The organism is Pseudomonas sp. S2_E01, from assembly GCF_054668365.1.
In genome coordinates, this window is the sequence record NZ_CP162762.1 from 3,420,569 (window position 1) to 3,437,841 (window position 17,273).

At 62.8% G+C, this 17,273-nt stretch carries 17 protein-coding genes and 1 pseudogene; 7 read left to right on the forward strand and 11 right to left on the reverse strand.

The window, feature by feature from the left end; genetic code table 11:
* Positions 1-14 precede the first annotated feature (14 nt).
* Positions 15-2,081, reverse strand: coding sequence for an ATP-binding cassette domain-containing protein (locus AB4O36_RS15640; RefSeq protein WP_460142147.1), 2,067 nt, complete (start codon positions 2,079-2,081; stop codon positions 15-17).
* 748 nt (positions 2,082-2,829) lie between these two features.
* Here AB4O36_RS15640 and AB4O36_RS15645 point away from each other — a divergent pair.
* Entirely contained in the window at positions 2,830-3,243 is a 414-nt protein-coding gene (locus tag AB4O36_RS15645; protein WP_460139634.1) for a cupin domain-containing protein, read from the forward strand.
* Positions 3,244-3,265: 22 nt separating this feature from the next.
* On the opposite strand, the gene AB4O36_RS15650 is transcribed toward AB4O36_RS15645, so the two are convergent.
* The gene (locus AB4O36_RS15650) at positions 3,266-3,865 is read right to left on the reverse strand and encodes an eCIS core domain-containing protein (RefSeq protein ID WP_460139635.1); all 600 of its coding nucleotides are present in this window, start codon (positions 3,863-3,865) and stop codon (positions 3,266-3,268) included.
* Between the two features lie 72 nt (positions 3,866-3,937).
* The gene (locus tag AB4O36_RS15655; protein WP_460139636.1) at positions 3,938-4,867 is read right to left on the reverse strand and encodes a DMT family transporter; all 930 of its coding nucleotides are present in this window, start codon (positions 4,865-4,867) and stop codon (positions 3,938-3,940) included.
* A gap of 236 nt (positions 4,868-5,103) precedes the next feature.
* Here AB4O36_RS15655 and AB4O36_RS15660 point away from each other — a divergent pair, with 236 nt between their 5' ends.
* Positions 5,104-5,724 (forward strand): LysE family translocator, encoded by a 621-nt coding sequence (locus tag AB4O36_RS15660; RefSeq protein WP_460139637.1) that lies wholly within the window; start codon positions 5,104-5,106, stop codon positions 5,722-5,724.
* 234 nt (positions 5,725-5,958) lie between these two features.
* Here the strand turns inward: AB4O36_RS15660 and AB4O36_RS15665 are convergent, their stop codons facing one another.
* The 3 genes from AB4O36_RS15665 to AB4O36_RS15675 are packed head-to-tail and all read right to left on the reverse strand — an operon-like array spanning position 5,959 to position 7,576.
* Complete coding sequence (locus AB4O36_RS15665; RefSeq protein ID WP_460139638.1) at positions 5,959-6,291, reverse strand: hypothetical protein; 333 nt, start codon at positions 6,289-6,291, stop codon at positions 5,959-5,961.
* A complete protein-coding gene (locus AB4O36_RS15670) occupies positions 6,282-6,623 on the reverse strand; it encodes a hypothetical protein (protein WP_460139639.1) in 342 nt (113 codons plus the stop codon). The genes AB4O36_RS15665 and AB4O36_RS15670 overlap by 10 nt, the downstream gene beginning before the upstream one ends.
* 11 nt (positions 6,624-6,634) lie before the next feature.
* The gene (locus AB4O36_RS15675) at positions 6,635-7,576 is read right to left on the reverse strand and encodes a catalase family peroxidase (protein WP_460139640.1); all 942 of its coding nucleotides are present in this window, start codon (positions 7,574-7,576) and stop codon (positions 6,635-6,637) included.
* 168 nt (positions 7,577-7,744) lie between these two features.
* Here AB4O36_RS15675 and AB4O36_RS15680 point away from each other — a divergent pair, with 168 nt between their 5' ends.
* The gene (locus AB4O36_RS15680) at positions 7,745-8,365 is read left to right on the forward strand and encodes a helix-turn-helix transcriptional regulator (RefSeq protein WP_460139641.1); all 621 of its coding nucleotides are present in this window, start codon (positions 7,745-7,747) and stop codon (positions 8,363-8,365) included.
* Position 8,366: 1 nt separating this feature from the next.
* On the opposite strand, the gene AB4O36_RS15685 is transcribed toward AB4O36_RS15680, so the two are convergent.
* Positions 8,367-9,470 (reverse strand): FAD-dependent monooxygenase, encoded by a 1,104-nt coding sequence (locus AB4O36_RS15685; protein ID WP_460139642.1) that lies wholly within the window; start codon positions 9,468-9,470, stop codon positions 8,367-8,369.
* 186 nt (positions 9,471-9,656) lie between these two features.
* Here AB4O36_RS15685 and AB4O36_RS15690 point away from each other — a divergent pair, with 186 nt between their 5' ends.
* Together AB4O36_RS15690 and AB4O36_RS15695 are read left to right on the forward strand one after the other, a co-directional pair.
* Positions 9,657-10,706, forward strand: a complete 1,050-nt coding sequence (locus tag AB4O36_RS15690; RefSeq protein WP_460139643.1) for an NAD(P)-dependent alcohol dehydrogenase — start codon at positions 9,657-9,659, stop codon at positions 10,704-10,706.
* A gap of 77 nt (positions 10,707-10,783) precedes the next feature.
* Positions 10,784-11,986 carry an MFS transporter gene (locus AB4O36_RS15695; RefSeq protein WP_460139644.1) on the forward strand — a complete coding sequence of 401 codons (1,203 nt, stop codon included), beginning with the start codon at positions 10,784-10,786 and terminating at the stop codon, positions 11,984-11,986.
* On the opposite strand, the gene AB4O36_RS15700 is transcribed toward AB4O36_RS15695, so the two are convergent.
* Positions 11,958-13,397 carry an HD domain-containing phosphohydrolase gene (locus tag AB4O36_RS15700; RefSeq protein ID WP_460139645.1) on the reverse strand — a complete coding sequence of 480 codons (1,440 nt, stop codon included), beginning with the start codon at positions 13,395-13,397 and terminating at the stop codon, positions 11,958-11,960. The two genes, AB4O36_RS15695 and AB4O36_RS15700, sit on opposite strands and share 29 nt — an antisense overlap.
* Positions 13,398-13,505: 108 nt before the next feature.
* On the opposite strand from AB4O36_RS15700, the gene AB4O36_RS15705 reads away from it, so the two are divergent.
* A complete protein-coding gene (locus AB4O36_RS15705; protein WP_460139646.1) occupies positions 13,506-14,267 on the forward strand; it encodes an alpha/beta fold hydrolase in 762 nt (253 codons plus the stop codon).
* Between the two features lie 120 nt (positions 14,268-14,387).
* Here AB4O36_RS15705 and AB4O36_RS15710 read toward each other — a convergent pair.
* The 3 genes and pseudogenes from AB4O36_RS15710 to pqqA form a co-directional block, all read right to left on the reverse strand.
* Positions 14,388-14,519, reverse strand: a pseudogene (locus tag AB4O36_RS15710) (hypothetical protein); the annotation flags it as partial.
* Positions 14,520-14,545: 26 nt separating this feature from the next.
* Positions 14,546-14,755 (reverse strand): hypothetical protein, encoded by a 210-nt coding sequence (locus tag AB4O36_RS15715; protein WP_460142148.1) that lies wholly within the window; start codon positions 14,753-14,755, stop codon positions 14,546-14,548.
* Between the two features lie 128 nt (positions 14,756-14,883).
* Complete coding sequence (pqqA, locus tag AB4O36_RS15720) at positions 14,884-14,955, reverse strand: pyrroloquinoline quinone precursor peptide PqqA (RefSeq protein WP_003243383.1); 72 nt, start codon at positions 14,953-14,955, stop codon at positions 14,884-14,886.
* A gap of 348 nt (positions 14,956-15,303) precedes the next feature.
* On the opposite strand from pqqA, the gene AB4O36_RS15725 reads away from it, so the two are divergent.
* A complete protein-coding gene (locus tag AB4O36_RS15725; protein ID WP_460116569.1) occupies positions 15,304-17,253 on the forward strand; it encodes a sigma-54-dependent Fis family transcriptional regulator in 1,950 nt (649 codons plus the stop codon).
* Positions 17,254-17,273 lie beyond the last annotated feature (20 nt).

Consider the following 17,273-nt stretch of genomic DNA (forward strand, 5'->3'; position numbering starts at 1 on the left):
GATAAGTCTCACTTTCAGTGGGAGAGGTGGTCTTGCTTGCGCAAGCTCGATTGAATGATTCGGTCAGGGATCAGTGCACACACGACAATCGCAATACCGGCCAGCACGCCCTCGCCGCCCTTGATGTTGCGCAACGCGGTCATGACGTCGTAGCCCAGGCCGCCGGCGCCGATCAGCGCGGCGACCACCACCATTGACAGGCTCATGACGATGGTCTGGTTGATCCCCAGCAGCAGCGAGCGGCGCGCCAGTGGCAGTTGCACCTTGATCAGGGTCTGCCAGGGGCTGGCGCCGTGGGCGACGGCGGCTTCGACCGCGTCCTTGGGCACTTCCTGGATGCCCAGCGAAGTCAGGCGAATCATTGGGGCCAGGGCGAAAATGACGGTAGCGATCACTGCCGGAGTCTTGCCCACCGAAAAGAACGCCACGGCAGGAATCAGATAGACGAAGGTCGGCAAGGTTTGCATGACGTCCAGCAACGGCGTGGACAGTCGGCGCACCAGAGGCCGTTTGGCCAGCACGATGCCGGTGGGCACACCGATCACCAGGGCGATCAACACCGAGGCACCCACCAGCGCCAACGTGGCAATGGTGTGCTCCCAAAAGCCGAACAGGCCGATGTACAACAATGCCGCACCGCTGGTGAGCGCCAGGCCCCAACCGGCAGACCGCCAGGCCAGGAAGACCAGTGACAGTGCAGCGACCGGCCATGGCAGCCAGCCCAGCATGTTTTCGACGCCTTCGATGACCGTGCGCACCGCGACGATCACACCGACGAAAGCCCCTTCGAAGGTGATTTGCGACCAGCCGATAAAGTCGTCAATGCTTTGCGCAGTCACCAGCATGACCTGGCGATTGATCGGAAACTGCAACAGCGCGTGGGTGGTTTCGGGAGTGATCACCCGCCACACCACCAGCGCCTGGGACGCCAATACCACGGTCAGGGGCAGCAGCCAACCAGAGGCGTGGGAGCGCGAGGCATGCCCGCTCAGGGAAATCGCGGCAAATCGGCTGGCAGCCAGCACCAGCAGCGCAACGACCACCGTCCATGCCGTTGCGCTGGCAATGCCCTGCCCGAGCGCGGCCAAAGCCCCGAGTTCGGCCGCAAAGGTGGCCCAGAATAATCCGCCCTTGCCCCTTGCTGCCAAGGCCGCAGGGCCCAGGAGCAGCGCTTGCCACCACGGCAGTCCAGACGTCACCGGCTGTTCGCGCAGTTCAGGTTGCCCCGCCTCGGTCGCCAGGCTGTTCACCGCCGATGGCGTGGCTGAGGTTGGCTGGCAGTCACGGAAAAAGTCCGCGACTTCAGCATCGACGGGTTGCTCAAGCAATTGTTGCGGCGTGCCCAGTTGCACCAGCCGCCCGCGCCGCAACACCGCAATACGATCCGCCAGGCGAATGGCTTCGGCCGGGTCGTGGGTGACCAGCAAGGTCGTGATTCCGCGCTCGCGAACCAGGGCGAGGAAATGCTGTTGCAGGTCTCGGCGAATCGTCGGGTCAAGGGCACTGAACGGCTCGTCCATCAGCAGGAAGTCCGGCTCGGTGACCAATGCCCGGGCCAGGCCGACGCGTTGCTGCATGCCACCGGACAGCTCCTGCGGGTAATGCTCGCCCCAGCCCTCCAGCCCCACGGCTTTGAGTTGCACGGCGGCGGAGGCCAGCCGGATGACTTCCGGCTCGCCGCTCAGCTCGAGCGGCAACGCCACGTTCTCCAGCACGGTGCGGTGGGGTAACAGGCCGAAATGCTGGAACACCATGCCGATGCGACGCGACCTGAGCGTGCGCAGATCGCTGTTGCTCAAGCCACTGATGGCCTGGCCTTCAATCAGCACTTCACCCTGGGTCGGTTCGATCAAGCGATTGATGTGGCGCAACAAGGTCGACTTGCCACTGCCGGAGGTGCCCATCAGGCACAACACTTCACCGCGTCGTACCTTGAGGCTGACATCGTTGACCGCTGGCAAAGTCGCCGCGCCCTGGCTGCGTGTGTAGGCCTTGGTGACAGCCCGCAGCTCAAGCACGACGTCGGCTGGGGCAACGGACCTTTGCGCAGGCTCAAGACCTGTCGCCAATGAGGTTTGTATAACTGACACGGCCGCTCCCCTGCACATCACCTGACGCAAAAAAAAGCGCCTGGCTGGACAGCGAGGCGCTCTGCATGGGCATAAAGCTAAACGATCTTAAAAAAATGAAATAAATAATATTTTGGAATTAGCTTAGTCGACGGTGAACCTACAGGATGTGCAGTCGACACAAAAACCTGTAGGAGCGAGCTTGCTCGCGATGGAGGCCCAGACACCGCGGGGCATCAGGCAGCCAGCGTCATCGTTCAAGACCATCGCGGGCAAGCCCGCTCCTACAGTGGGCCGGGCAAGCCGCAGGATGTGCAGTCGACACAAAAACCTGTAGGAGCGAGCTTGCTCGCGATGGAGGCCCAGACAACGCGGGGCATCAGACAGCCAGCGTCATCGTTCAAGACCATCGCGGGCAAGCCCGCTCCCACAATGGGCCGGGCAAGCCGCAGGATGTGCAGTCGACACAAAAACCTGTAGGAGCGAGCTTGCTCGCGATGGAGGTCCAGACACCGCGGGGCACCAGGCAGCCCTCATCATCGTTCACGACCATCGCGACGGTTCGACAAGCCCGCTCCTACAGGAATTGGGTAAGACCAGCCGCGATATGTACCACCACGTATCCCCTACCCCCACGGCTACCTCAAGATACAAAACACCCATAGTTCGACACGCCGCAGACACACCCCACCCGCCTAATGAGTTCACCGCACAGGCGCTTACCTCCCCCGCTTCGCCGTGCGCTTACCGGAGAATAAAAATGTCTCGATTCAAGACCGCCGTCCTCGCTACCGTCGTCGCAATCGGCGCACTCACTGGCGTCGCCCACGCTGAAGAAACCAAAAGCTGGCAGAGCGGCCTGCACCGTACCGACCTGCTGCGCGCCGACCTGGGTGCCGCCGACCGCGAGGTGATCCAGGTCCGCGTGGACTTCGATGCGGGCGTGGCCGCGCCGAAGCACTCACACCCCGGCGTGGAGATCGCCCACGTCGAGAGCGGTACGTTCGAATACCAACTCGAAGGCCAGCCACCGGTGACGCTGAAAGCCGGTGATTCGCTGTTCATTCCCGAAGGTGTCGCCCACACGGCGAAGAACGTGGGCTCAACCACCGCGTCGGAGCTGGCGACCTACGTCGTGAAGAAAAACACGCCGCTGCTGATCCTGTCGAAATAAGCAACACCTGTCGGGAGGAGGCTCATTGAGTCGCCGCCTCTTCCCGCAACACCCTTCCCACCTCGATCTGGATGGCGTAGGCCGGCGCCTCCACCGCGTTGAAATCCGCGGTGTAACGCTGGGCAAAACCGGCAACACCCCACTCCTGATACTGCTGCACGTGCTTGAGCTCATGGGCCCACAGCGCGATGTTCTGCCCGGCGTCTTCAGCGGTTCGAAAAACGATGATGTCGATCAGCGTCACCGCGCCGATGTCAGGGTTTTGCAGCATGGCGTTGGCGGCGTTGAGTTGACCGTCGTCGCTGATTTTGTAGCTCACGGCGTCGAGCACACTGGCGTCGTACCAGCGCAGCAGTTGCTCACGTACAGGCGCCGGAATGGGTTGAACCCCAGCACTCGCGGCTTCGGCGCGGGACTGGGTCAGCCATAAGGCGAGCGCGGGCGCTGCGACCTGATAGATGCCATCCGGTACGCCGGCAATCCTGCCCATATCTGGCAGGCAGATGCAGCCGTTGAGGCACACCTGTTTTTCGCCTGCCGGACAGGCGCTGTCCTGAGCCGCCAGTGGGAGATTCAGGCAAAACGCGAGCAGCGCCACCAGGCGCGTGGTTATGGGCGGCATCAAGGCTTGCGTCCTGGAGATGGAGATGCCCTTAGCGTAGCTGCGAACGGCGCAGCCCTTGAAGCCAGCATGTCAGGTGGCAGCAGCTCGTCGCCCTCGCGCATTCAAGGTCCAGGCGATGCCACCCAGCACCAGCAGGATGCCGATCGCCTCGTTGGAGCCGGGCAAGGCCCACAACATGAGGTAGCCATAAACCAGCGCACACAACGTTTCGAAGACGATCATCTGCCCGCTGAGCCCCAGCGGCAGGCGCTGTGCAGCGCTGTTCCACAAGCCGTTGGCCAGCCACGACCCGCAAATGGCCAGAAACAGGATCACCAGGAGAAACACGGTCATGCGCCCGCCGCTCAATGCCGTGGGCAGGATCTGCGGATTGAACAGGCACACGCCAATGCTGGCAAACAGCGCGACAACACCCGTGGTCACACCTTGCAGCGTCGACCATTCACTGGGGCTGAAGCGCAGCGTTTTGAGATGCGCGGCGTTACGCAAGGCGAACCACGACCAGGACAGCACGCCCAGTCCTGCGAGGAATGCGCCGAATGCCTTGTCGCTGTTGCCCTGGCCATGGAGGACGTCCATGATCGCCGGCACGTTGATCCACGCCGTACCGACGCAGATCAACGCCAGCGAGATGTACATCGACCCGCTGCTGCCTCCGCTGGTTTTCCTGCCCATGAGCATGATCGCGACCGGGATCAGCCCATTGATCAGGGAGGCGATCGCCACCCCGGCATACTGCACCGCCGCGCTCAGCAGGATGAAATAGACCAAGTTGCCGGTCAGCGCCAGCTCCAGCAACATCAGCACATCGCTCTTGCGCAGGCGCCCCAGGAGCTGCCGGGCGCGAGGCAATGCCACCAGCACGGCGAACAAGCCATACACCAGAAAACGTGCGCAACTGATCACCACCGGATGCACATCGGGGATCATTGAAGGCGTGACGATTACCGCCCCCCATAAAGCGCCTGCCATCATGGCATGGACTATTGCTGTTCGCATCGCGGCTACCCGTTGATTAATGCCACGATACTAGGAGAAATCGCCGCGCCGATGTAACGAAAACGCCGCATACTGACATTCCTTTTCGGCATACCTTGGGCACTCCCAGGATGTCATGGCGGTCGACACCGAGCGCAAAGGTGAATGCGTGCGAGTGAACGAATTCGCAGCGGTCAACGGGTGTGAGGGGCCTATGCTAACGTGCGCTCATATCCATCCCGCAGTAAGTGAATCCCATGCCCATCGCCGACAACCTGCTCGCCTTCACCCTCGCCGCCACCCTGCTGACGCTGACGCCGGGCCTGGACACCGCCCTGGTCTTGCGCACCGCCACCGTGGAAGGTCGGCAGCAAGCGTTTCGCGCCGCGCTGGGCATCAACGCCGGTTGCCTGCTGTGGGGGGCGGCCGTGGCGTTTGGCCTGGGTGCGCTGATTGCGGTGTCGGAGCTGGCCTTCAACATCCTCAAATACTGCGGCGCGGCCTACCTCGCCTGGCTGGACCTGAACATGCTGCTGCGCCCGCGCAGTTCATTATCGCCGGTGCAGGCTGACGCCAAACCCAATGCCAACTGGTTCCTCAAGGGCATGATGGGCAACGTGCTCAACCCCAAGATCGGCATTTTCTATGTGTCGTTCCTGCCGCAGTTCATCCCCCAGGGGCACAACCTGGTTGCCTGGACCTTTGGCCTGGTGAGCATTCACGTGGTGCTGGGGCTGATCTGGTCCACCACCTTGATCGGCGCGACCCAGCCGCTGGCAAGCTTTCTGCGCCGCGAGAAAGTCATCAAGTGGATGGATCGCGCCACGGGGATGCTATTCGTGCTGTTTGCGGCGCGGTTGGCGTTCAGCAAGCGTTGAAATAGGCACTACGGAGTGCAAGGTGTTCCGCATTATCGTTGACGACCATCGCGGGCAAGCCCGCTCCCACAGAAGATCAAAAGCGTTACGCGATCCCCTGTAGGAGCGAGCTCGCTCGCGATGGTGGGTCAGGCACCGCGGGCATTCAGGCAGCCATCGTCATCGTTGACGACCATCGCGAGCGAGCTCGCTCCTACAGGGATCGTGTCTGCCTGACCACGGCGAGCCCGTCAATCAACCACCGTGCCGCGCTGCCTGCTTGATCACCACCTCGATGCTACGCAATGCCGGGATCAGTAATGCCGCGATGTCCATCGCCCGAACCGTTGGCTGCAACCCTCTGCCCATCCGCAGAAATAGCGGGTCATCGAAGTGCAGGCGCAGGCGCGCCAGTGCGCCGTCCGATTCGATACGCTCTGTAGCCTCTGTGGAGACAATTTCCTCGCGGCTGCCCAGCGTTTTCCTGGCAAAAAAAACCCACGCCGACACCGGCATGGGTTGAAAATGGCTGGTTGCGGCCAACCAAAGGAGTTGCGCATAAGCGCTGTCAGCCAGAATCAGATGCAATCCTGCGCGACGCGTTCAAAGCTCGAAGGCAGTACGTTCGAGGCCAGAAGTTGCGGGTCGTAGACAAATACCTTGCCGCCCTTGCCAGCCTTGTGCGCCTCCAGCACCTTGTTCGCCGAAACCTTGCTGGGCACCACGATCCGATAGCTGCGCTGGCTCTGCGAGACGGTCGGCGTCAATGCGTTGTCCTGCAATTTCGGTACAACGCAATCGGCGTACTCGGCCGGAGTCTTGCGGGTGTGCAAGGTCAGGGTCGGGTCGTTTGGTGCGCAGGCGCAACCCGTGAGCATCACGGCAGCACACGCCATGGCCGCCATCGGTAAAACACGCATGGGACTGGTCCTCAGCAAGTCGCTTCGCCAGGTGCCTGGCGACGCTGCAGCGATACGCTGTACGCCGCGCTGCGCGACAGCAGCACCGGATCGTCCGATGGTTCGATGCCATCCGGCAGGCGCATCGGGTCGAACACCCCTGGGTTGCACAAGGTGTCCGCTTCGACCGCCTGAACGCTCAGGCGTCCAAGCTCGAGGCGAGCGCTGTGGTTTTCGCTCCACTGTTGCGACGGGTCGACCAGCGAGTCGTTCGGCCCCGCCGGCTGAATGTACAAGCGAAACTGCACCGTGCCGGTCTGCAGACGCGCATCGAGTTCTGCGGCCAGAAACGCGTCAGGCAGGCTGGCTTCCTGTTCTTCACTGAGCAACACCGTGCCTGCCACCGGCTCCATCACCAGCCGGCCCCACACACCTTCACCACGGCCGTTGACGAAGCGAAAGGCATGCGTGGAAAAGTACGCGGTCGTGGCATAGGACGCCGGCGCCGGGTGCGACGCCAGCAGGCGCGGCTGGAGCTTGCCGTCGGGGAAGCTGGCTTCGTACGCCTTGATGTTGTCCGGATCAGGCTTCTTGGTGGCCGGGTCAGCCACCCGTGCTTGCAGGAACGCGACGAACGAAGCGGGCGTGGCGGCGAAGAACACCGGCTCGGAAATCATCATCAGGTCGTAGGCTTGGGCACCGTCGTTCAGGTGCACCGACAAGCCGCGTACGGTGCGGCTCTTATCAGAGACGTTGGGGTTGCCACCGCCCACAGAAAAACGCAGCACCGCGGGCACGCCACCCTGGGTAAACAGGCTCGACCTGACCCATTGGGGCGCGTCAGTCGATGGTGTGAATTCACCACTCGCGCAGACGCCCTTGGCATGAGAACTGCGCCCAGCTTGGTGTTTGCCGAACACTGCATTCAGTGCATCGACCATTTCGGCAGGACGGGTATTTTCGTGTGCGTTCATTTGTCTTGGCTCGGCAATCATCAGGCTTGGTTTTGGTTTTATGGCGTTGCCAGGCGAGTCTAGCGGCATTGCGCGATTAATGACAATACCAATTGTCATTAATCGCCTTACCCCATTTTGCCGGAGGGATTGCTATGATCGGCACTTTTGGACCACAAGGATTTTTTCGTGACCACGAAAAACGACATCCTGCGCCTGTTACAACGCGAACCGCTGACTGTCGTGCAGTTGTGCGAGCACCTGGACGTCACGCGCAATGCCATCAACGTGCAGTTGCGCCAACTCGAAGCCCAGGGACTGGTCCGTCGCGCCACCCTCAGGCAACGCGGGATGCTCGGCAAACCACCGGTGGTCTATGAAGCGGCGCCGGGCAGCGAGGACATCGAGTCGAGCGCCTATCGGCTGTTCCTGCGCGGGCTGTTGAAAGTCATGCAGACGCGCATGGACGAGCGACAGATCAGTGAATTGCTCGACGAGACCGGCCGCCACCTCGCCCGCGAAGCCGGTATCGCCACGCCCGAGGACTTTCAAAGCGGCCTGCAGTCCGCCATGGCTGCTGCCAACGCGCTCGGCGCCAACACCGAAGCGCATGCCCAGGACGAAGGCATCATGGTGCGCAACTACACGTGCCCGCTGGGCGGCGCCGTGCACGACGAACCTTGCGTCTGCCGGGCGATGGCGTCGTTCTTCTCCGAAGCCACCGGCCAACCGGCGGCGGACCAGTGCCTTCGCGGAGAACGCCTGGTGTGTCAGTACCTGATCACCCGCCCCATGGAGAGCGGCGCCTGAACTACACCGAAGCCAGCAACGGCATGTAGCTGCGTTTGTAGAGCTTGTCGCCCAGCAGCTTGAGAATCAGGTTGCGGGCCGGCACCGGCAGCGTGCGCATCTTGTCCCGCGCCACGCATTGTTTCTGTACCCAGTCCACCCTCGGCTGACGCCTGGCGCTGTACGCCTGCAACGCCGCATCCAGGTCCTGATGGGTGGCGATGGCGTCGGCCATGACCCAAGCATCCTCGATGGCCATGCCCGCGCCCTCCGCCATGCTTGGCGATGAGGCGTGGGCCGCGTCGCCGATCAGCACGGCGCGGCCGCGATACCAGTGCGGCATGACCACCTGCTGGATGCTGCCGAAGTGGGTGTCCTGGCGGGTGTCGGCCAGCAGTGGAAACAGCGGCCCGGCGAAGTCACCGAACAGGCTTTGCAGTGAGGCGTGCCTGACGCGGTCGAATTCGTCTTCAGCCACCGCCATGTCGGCATAAACGTAGACCTGCTCGCCACTGACCGGGATGGCCAACAGCGTGCGGCCCTTGCCCAGCATTGCTGTCCAGCCTTCGATACCCGTGGTGTTCTGCGTGATGAAGCGCCAGCAGACGTTGCCGACAAAGGACGGCTGGATCGCCGGAAAAATCATCCGGCGCACGGTCGAATCAATGCCGTCGGCGCCGATGACCAGGTCATAAGTGGCCGTGGTGTGATCGGAGAAAGCCACCTCGCAGGCATCGGTCGCAGGCGTGATCCCGGTGATGGAGACGCCGAAACGCGTGTTCGTGCGCTCGAGGGCGCCGCGCAGGATGGTGTGCAGCGCATCACGCGGCAGCGACAGGCAGGGGCCGCAGTCACGCCAGAAGTCTTCGGTGTCGGTGACTGTCAGCAAGCGCCCTCGCTGGTCCATGATCCGTTGCGTCTTGATGAGCGCCGCCGCCCTGCGAACCGAGTCCAGCAGACCGAGTCGGGCGAGTGCGCGGCCGGCGTTGCCAGGCAGGTAGAACCCCATGCCACCGGGTGATTCATCGAGACGGCGCTCGACCAGTTCCGGCGTGAAGCCCTTCAATTCCAGGGCCCTGGCCATGGCAAAACCAGCGATGCCGCCGCCCACAATCAATATCCGCATTGCAAGGTCCTTGAGTCTTTGAACATAAGCAGTGGCGCCATCATAACCCGCCGAAATTACAGGGAGTGTTCCGGCGCAAACCGACATTCATAGAATCAGGCAAGTAACTCACAGGAATGATCTACAGGGCATGCAGGGGCCGGCCACACAATGGTCGTCCACCCCCACTCACTCAGGAATTTCCCCATGCTTGTACACGCCTACGGTGCCCATGCAGGTGACAAACCCCTTGAGCCCATGCAGATCACCCGCCGCACACCCGGCGCCCATGACATCCAGATCGATATCGCGTTCTGTGGCATCTGCCATTCCGACCTGCACCAGGTGCGTGCGGAATGGGCCGGCACGCAATTCCCCTGCGTACCGGGGCACGAGATCGTTGGTCGTGTGACTGCGATCGGCGCCCATGTGGCGGACTACAAGGTTGGCGACCTGGTCGGTGTCGGCTGCATCGTCGACAGCTGCAAGCACTGCGACGACTGTGAAAGCGGCCTGGAAAACTACTGCGACGGCATGATCGGCACCTATAACTTCCCGACCCCGGACGCGCCCGGCTGGACCCTCGGTGGCTACGCGCAAACCATCGTCGTGCATGAACGCTATGGCCTGCGCATCCGCCATCCCGAAGCGCAACTGGCGGCGGTGGCGCCGCTGCTGTGCGCCGGCATCACCACCTACTCGCCGCTGCGTCACTGGAACGCCGGCCCCGGCAAGAAAGTCGGCGTGGTCGGCATCGGTGGCCTGGGCCACATGGGCATCAAGTTGGCCCATGCCATGGGCGCGCATGTGGTGGCGTTCACCACGTCCGAGTCCAAGCGTGAGGCCGCCCGCGAGCTGGGTGCCGATGAGGTGGTGGTGTCACGCAACGCCGAGGAAATGGCTGCGCATGCCAAGAGCTTCGACTTCATCCTCAACACGGTCGCCGCGCCCCACGACCTCGATGCGTTCCTGGTGCTGCTCAAGCGCGACGGCGCATTGACGCTGGTCGGCGCCCCCGCCTCGCCGCATCCGTCGCCGAACGTGTTCAACCTGATCACCAAGCGCCGCACGGTTGCAGGCTCGATGATCGGCGGCATTCCCGAGACCCAGGAGATGCTGGATTTCTGCGCCGAGCACGGCATCGTCGCCGACATCGAACTGGTGCGCGCCGACCAGATCAACGCGTCCTACGAGCGCATGCTCAAGGGCGAGGTGAAATACCGCTTCGTGATCGACAACGCCACGCTGGCTAACTAACCCCCCCCGCTAAAAAACAACCTTGTCCCGCCCCCGATCCAGGGGGCGCGATGCTTTGCGTTTAAAGGATTCAAACCATGACCCAACCCCCCAAAACATCCTGGGGCGCGGTATTCGCCATGTCCCTCGCCGCCTTCGTGCTGGTGGCCTCGGAATTCATGCCCGTCAGCCTGCTGACACCGATTGCCGCCGACCTGCATGTCACCGAAGGCCAGGCCGGCCAGGGCATCGCCGTGTCCGGATTGTTCGCGCTGATCACCAGCCTGCTGATCGCCTCGATCGCGGCGCGGGTCGACCGCAAACCCCTGCTGCTGTCCCTGACGTTGCTGATGATCGTCTCCGGGACGGTGGCTGCTTTCGCACCGAACTACACGATCTTCATGATGGGCCGCGCCCTGATCGGCGTTGCCATTGGAGGGTTCTGGTCGCTGTCGGCGGCCACCGCCATGCGCCTGGTTCCTGAAGACCAGGTCACGCGGGCGATGGCCATCGTCAACGGCGGCAATGCCCTGGCAACGGTGATTGCTGCGCCACTGGGCAGCTTTGTCGGTTCGTTGATCGGCTGGCGCGGGGCGTTTTTCTGCATTGTGCCAGTCGCCGTCATCGCCGCGGCGTGGTTGATGTTCAGCATGCCGTCCCTGAAAAACAGCGCCAGCGCCGGCAGCGGCAACGTCTTCCGGTTGATGAAACGAATGCCGGTGGCCCTGGGCATGATTGCAGTCAGCGTGTTCTTCATGGGCCAGTTCATGCTGTTCACCTACCTGCGGCCTTTCCTTGAAACGGTTACGCAGGTCAGTGTTTCCACGCTGTCACTGATGTTGCTGGTGCTCGGCTTGGCGGGCCTGGCCGGGACCTTCCTGATTGAAGGGTTTCTCAAATCCGGCCTGCATCGCACCCTGATCGCCATCCCCGTACTGATGGCCGTGATCGCCCTGGCGCTGGTGTCCTTCGGCAGCTCGGCGATGACCACCACGGTTTTACTCGGCCTGTGGGGATTGGTCGCCACGGCGGCGCCGGTGGGTTGGTGGACCTGGTTGGCGAAAACCCTGCCGGACGATGCGGAAGCCGGCGGCGGCCTGATGGTGGCCATCGTGCAACTGGCGATCGCCTCCGGCGCCACCGTGGGCGGTTTGCTGTTCGACTTCAGCGGCTATCGCGCAACGTTCGAGTCGAGCGCGATGTTGCTGGGTGTCGCGGCTGTCCTGGCGTGGCTGGCGGGTCGCTGCGCATCGCGGGAGATGCGTGGGGTAATCAGATCAATCCCAACGTCAACGCCTTGAGGGTCGCGGCGGCCCGTGTGGTGCACTGCAATTTGCGGAACACGCTTTCAACGTGGGTGCGCACCGTGCTCGGGCTGATGCCGAGCTGGCGCGCCACCTCCTTGTTGCTGCCACCCATGCTGATGCACTGCAGGATCTGGGTCTCTCGTTCACTGAGCGGGCTGGTGTTGGACTTGCAGGGGGCCACGGCGCTTTCACCCCGCGCGGCGGCGATCACCGCCTGACAAGCGCGCGGGTCGAAACGCCCTTTTGCCGCTTCGTCGAGCAGCAGGCGTTCGGCGTCACTCTCGCTGAACGCTGGACGCCAGGGTCGCACGCAACGCAATGCCTGCCAGGCAAGCGCCGCCGCCAGCAAACGGTGTTCAGGTTGCAGGGCATCGCCGTCCAGCCCCCGGAAATAGCCGCTGCCATCGAGTCGTTCGTAGGCGTTGGCGGCGATTTGACCGGGAGCCACCAGTTCGGGGATCTGCTTGCAGGTGCGCGACGTCCAGTACGGCACCAGTCGCACCTGTTCGAGATCGCCATCGAGCAATGGACCGGGCAGGTTCCAGATGCGATTGGGCACCGCCGCCCGACCGACGCCATGAATGAGCGCCGCTTTGCCCAGTTGCTCGATCGCGGGTTCGGCGAGGCCCCACAGTTTGGCCGCGTCGCGCACGAGTTCGGCCGAGCGCCGGGAATAACCCGCCAGCCAAGGGATTTTCAGGTCGATCACATCGCCAACCAGCGTTAGCGGCACCTGCGCCTTCAGCGCGGGCGAGCTTGAGTGGGTGGCTGGCGGCTCCCTCAATGCGTCCAGCCATTCGGCGGCATTGCGTGAAAGCTCGGCGGCCAGCGAGGCCGGATAACGACGGTTGCCCTGGCCCGCAATCCACTCGAGCGCAGAATCGAGCCCGTGCACCCGCGAGAGAATCTCCAGGTCCCCGGCCAGCAGCACTCGATAGACCACCTCCGGCACTTCGGGATGGCGCAGGCCCCCCGGGCGACCTTCGCCGTCGAATTGCTCGAACACATGGCGCAGTCCCAGTTCGACCGGCGCACTCAACCCCAAAGTCTGGGCGATGTCACCCGCCACCTCACAATGTATCTGGGCCTGCGGCGCGGTCTTGCGCATGGCCCGCAGCCCCGCCGGGCCCAGCGTCTGGCTGAGCATCGCGTTGCGCCCGGCGACGTCATCACCGAGCAGGCGCATGAAGTCCTCGGCGTTGGCGGTGCAACCGGACCAGCGCAGCAGGGACACCTGTCGCGCCACTTCGATGTGTTCGCCGGCGCCGTCGCAGGTTTGTGCAAGCCACTGGGCCAGGCGAGCGGCGCGGCGTGACTGATCAGTGGGTTGGCCCATGCTCAGGTCGCCCACAACGGACAGGCACACCATTGCACTTTCCAGCTCAACCGCGTCGGCACCCTTCATCACGCTCTCCATTATTCACCTGTTTTTTGTCCGCCTCGGATAAACGACCGATACCGGACTTCACGCGTATTCCGGAAACTGGTCACATCAACCACAGGAGATTCCACCATGTTCAAACCCAAGGCAATCGCCCTCGCCCTCGCCATGACCGCTTCCGTTTTTGCTGGCGCAAGCCACGCCGCCACCCCGCAACCTTCGGTAGTGATCGTGCACGGCGCATTCGCCGACGGCTCCGACTGGGCCAAGGTCGTTCCATTGCTGCAAGCCGAAGGCATCAAGGTCACCGTGGTGCAGAACCCGCTGACTTCGCTGGCCGATGACGTGGCCGCCACTCAGCGCGTACTGAACAACCAGGACGGCAATGTGGTGCTGGTCGGCCACTCCTGGGGCGGTACAGTAATCACTCAGGCCGGTACTGACCAGAAGGTTCGTAGCCTGGTGTACGTCGCCGCGTTCGCCCCGGATGCCGGCCAGGCCGTCAAGGACCTGGGCAAGCAATACCCGGCGCCGTCCGGCACGAAGGACATCGCCGCCGATAAAAACGGCTTCCTCTACATGACCGCACAAGGCATGGCCACCGGCTTCGCTCAGGACCTGCCTGCTGCCCAGACCGCCGTCATGACCTCGACCCAAGGCCCGATCCGCGCCGCTGCATTCGAGGACAAGACCAGTGCCGCCGCCTGGAAAGGCAAGCCGTCGTGGTACGTAGTCGCCCGTGAAGACCGCATGATCCAGCCAGACTTGCAGCGCGATTTTGCCAAGAAGATCAAGGCACATGTCACCGAGGTGGAGTCCAGCCACGTGCCTCAACAGTCGCGCCCGGCAGATGTGGCCAAGGTGATCATCGATGCGGTGCACAGCACCCAATAAGTGAGTGGGTGCCAGGACCATGACAGGCGATTGATGCCTGTCATGGTTTTTCGATGCAGACGCCGGAAGGATCTTCCGGCATCTATTTATGAGCGCCGTCCCTGACAGCGCAGATCCAGACTACTTCGCCTTGGCACTCTTGATATCGCTGATGATCTGCTGGGCAAGCGCTTCCACCTGCTCCTTGGTCATGGCCGACATGACCCCCTCCCAGGCAGACGATGACGTGTCATAGGTTCGGGTGCCGATCACGACGAGATCAACGCCACCAGGCCCGCTCAGTGCAAGGTCGCCGCTCTGCGGCTTTCGCCAATCCTGATTCGATCCAGCGCCCGGTTCAACGCATCCAGGGCATCGAGAAGCGCCTTGGCCTCGGCCTCTCGACCATTGCCCCAAAGACGCTCAGCCATTTTGTTCAAGGCCTGGATCGACCGCTCGATATCAGCGGCAGTTACTGAAGCCCTGTTCTCAGGTGGTGTTTTTGGCATTTCAGGAGCCTTTGCAAGGCAGGCTTTGAGTCTGCGATGGGTGCTGACCCGTTCCGGGTGGCGACGGGACATTTAACACCATTAAAATGCCACTACGAAGATGCCCCGGCAAGCCGGGGCAACGGCGATCAACGATTGGCGAAGTACATGGTCACTTCGAAACCAATGCGCAGGTCGGTGTAGGCGGGTTTAGTCCACATGGTGTGATCCTCTTGTTATTGATAGGAATACTGCTCGCCGCAACACCTGAATCAGCGTGCTGCGACAGGTGTGTCATCCGTGGCACACCTGCGCCGCCCACCCGACCCCGCCCTGCAGTCCTTTCAGTGCGCTGGATTGGGCCTTGTAGGCCGACGTCCGGCTTTCGGCATGTAGCTTGCTGCAATGGTCGGCATGCGACGCAAGGATGACTGCAAAAGGCAGACCAAAGGTCTATGGTTGTTACACCTGTGCAGCGTTCACGCTCTGACTGAGCGTCGCCATTACAAAAACAACAGCCGATCCGCAGCGCCTGACCCGCTGACGGCATCGGCATCGGGAGTCCTGCTATGCCTGTGCATGCCGTGGAAACCAACGCAAGTGAACTGGCTGCCTTCGTCGATGATCACTTCCATGATCGCGGTATCCGCCCGGACCGGGTGATTGCCCAGTCCTGGTATCGCAGCATCAACCAGCACCAGCTCAACCCACGGGCGGTGAACGTCAAGAACATCCTCACCGCGGAAGAAATCCGCCAGCACCAGGCCCAGCACCAGGAATACCTGGCCATCGCCAGCCAGGGCGTCACCGGACTGGCCAAGCGCGTGGTGCCGGCCGGTTTTGCCGTGTTGCTCAGCGATGAACAAGGCATCACCCTCGACGCTCGCCTGCCCAACCAGCACGATCCCTATACCCAGTCCGGGCTGATCGTCGGCGCGCGCTGGGACGAATCGGTGGCCGGCACCAACGCCATCGGCACCGCCCTGGCCGCCCAACAGGCGATGATCATTCACCGCGAAGAACACTTCCTGGCCTCCAACTTCCGCCTCAGCTGTTCCGTGGCCCCGATCTTCGACGCCCAGGGCTTGCTGCGCGGCTGCCTCAACGCCACCTGCCTGAACAGCGCCGGGCCGAAGGAATCACAATACCTGACCCTGCAACTGGTGATCATGTATGCGCGCATGATCGAGAACTCGCACTTTCGCCAGCGCTACCGTGACTGCCTGACGCTGGCGATCAAACCGCGCGATGACATCACCGACCTGGCCAACGAACAGTTGCTGGCCCTGGATGAAAGCGGCCGGGTGGTCGGCGCCAATCGCGCTGCGTTTGTCGCCTACGACCAGGTGCAGAACCAGCCATTGCTTTGCCGGCGCATCGACACCCTGCTGCCGGCCAATGTCGATGAACTGCTAAGTATGACCAGCGGCGGCGCCCGCGGCGTGCAACTGCGTGCGCTGATCGACGAAGCGCTGGTCGACGTCGGCCTGCGTATCCCCGTCGGTCGCCTGAAACCCGCCGCACCCACACGCCCGAGTCACCCGCAGCACCCGCAACTCGACCAACTGGGCGGCCGCGACCCGGTGCTGCAGCAAGGCGTACGACGTATTCGCAAGGTGATCGACAAGGGCATCCCCATCCTGATCACCGGCGAAACCGGCACCGGCAAAGAAGCCTTCGCCCGCGCCGTCCACCAGGCCAGCCTGCGCCGCAAGGGCCCCTTCGTGGCGCTGAACTGCGCCGCAATTCCCGAAACCCTGATCGAGAGCGAACTGTTCGGCTATCGCGCCGGCAGCTTTACCGGCGCCGACAGGAAAGGCATGAAAGGCAAACTGGAACTGGCCAATGGCGGCACCCTGTTCCTCGACGAAATCGGCGACATGCCCGCACACCTGCAAACCCGTTTGCTGCGCGTGCTGGCGGAACGGGAAATCTCCCCCATCGGCGCAGCCGCGCCGGTGGCGCTGGACGTCCAGGTGGTGTCCGCCACCCACCAGAACCTGGCCGACATGATCAGCGCCAAACAGTTTCGCGAAGACCTGTTCTACCGCCTCAGCGGCATGACCTTGCACCTGCCGGCCCTGCGCGAACGCAGCGACCGCGCCGAACTGCTCGATGAACTGCTGGCCGCCCAACCCGGCGCGGCCGGGTTACGCCTGGACAACGAAGCGCGGGCCCGGCTACTGGCCTACCCCTGGCCCGGCAACATCCGCCAGTTGCTCAATGGGCTGCGTTACGCCGTGGCGTTGGCTGAAGACGGGGTGATTGATAGCGATTGTCTGCCGGCGGAATTGCAGGGGATGATTGCGCCGCTACCGCTCGCCCTGGCACCCGACGTGCCGCCCAGCAGCAATCTGGCCGAACAACTGTGCAGCGATGAGGCACGGCACCTGTATGCCACGTTGCGGCAGCATCAATGGAACATCACCGCAGCGGCCGACAGCTTCGGGATTTCGCGCTCCACGCTGTATCGCAAAATGAAAAAACACGGGATCGTGCAGCCCAACGAGGTATTTTGAGCACGAACACGATCACCCCG

Bases quoted from the DNA above. Each gene is read 5' to 3' on its own strand.
- AB4O36_RS15645 (WP_460139634.1), top strand. From the start codon at position 2,830: ATGTCTCGATTCAAGACCGCCGTCCTCGCTACCGTCGTCGCAATCGGC.
- AB4O36_RS15650 (WP_460139635.1), bottom strand. From the start codon at position 3,865: ATGCCGCCCATAACCACGCGCCTGGTGGCGCTGCTCGCGTTTTGCCTG.
- AB4O36_RS15655 (WP_460139636.1), bottom strand. From the start codon at position 4,867: ATGCGAACAGCAATAGTCCATGCCATGATGGCAGGCGCTTTATGGGGG.
- AB4O36_RS15660 (WP_460139637.1), top strand. From the start codon at position 5,104: ATGCCCATCGCCGACAACCTGCTCGCCTTCACCCTCGCCGCCACCCTG.
- AB4O36_RS15670 (WP_460139639.1), bottom strand. From the start codon at position 6,623: ATGCGTGTTTTACCGATGGCGGCCATGGCGTGTGCTGCCGTGATGCTC.
- AB4O36_RS15675 (WP_460139640.1), bottom strand. From the start codon at position 7,576: ATGAACGCACACGAAAATACCCGTCCTGCCGAAATGGTCGATGCACTG.
- AB4O36_RS15685 (WP_460139642.1), bottom strand. From the start codon at position 9,470: ATGCGGATATTGATTGTGGGCGGCGGCATCGCTGGTTTTGCCATGGCC.
- AB4O36_RS15690 (WP_460139643.1), top strand. From the start codon at position 9,657: ATGCTTGTACACGCCTACGGTGCCCATGCAGGTGACAAACCCCTTGAG.
- AB4O36_RS15695 (WP_460139644.1), top strand. From the start codon at position 10,784: ATGACCCAACCCCCCAAAACATCCTGGGGCGCGGTATTCGCCATGTCC.
- AB4O36_RS15700 (WP_460139645.1), bottom strand. From the start codon at position 13,397: ATGAAGGGTGCCGACGCGGTTGAGCTGGAAAGTGCAATGGTGTGCCTG.
- AB4O36_RS15705 (WP_460139646.1), top strand. From the start codon at position 13,506: ATGTTCAAACCCAAGGCAATCGCCCTCGCCCTCGCCATGACCGCTTCC.
- AB4O36_RS15715 (WP_460142148.1), bottom strand. From the start codon at position 14,755: ATGCCAAAAACACCACCTGAGAACAGGGCTTCAGTAACTGCCGCTGAT.
- AB4O36_RS15725 (WP_460116569.1), top strand. From the start codon at position 15,304: ATGCCTGTGCATGCCGTGGAAACCAACGCAAGTGAACTGGCTGCCTTC.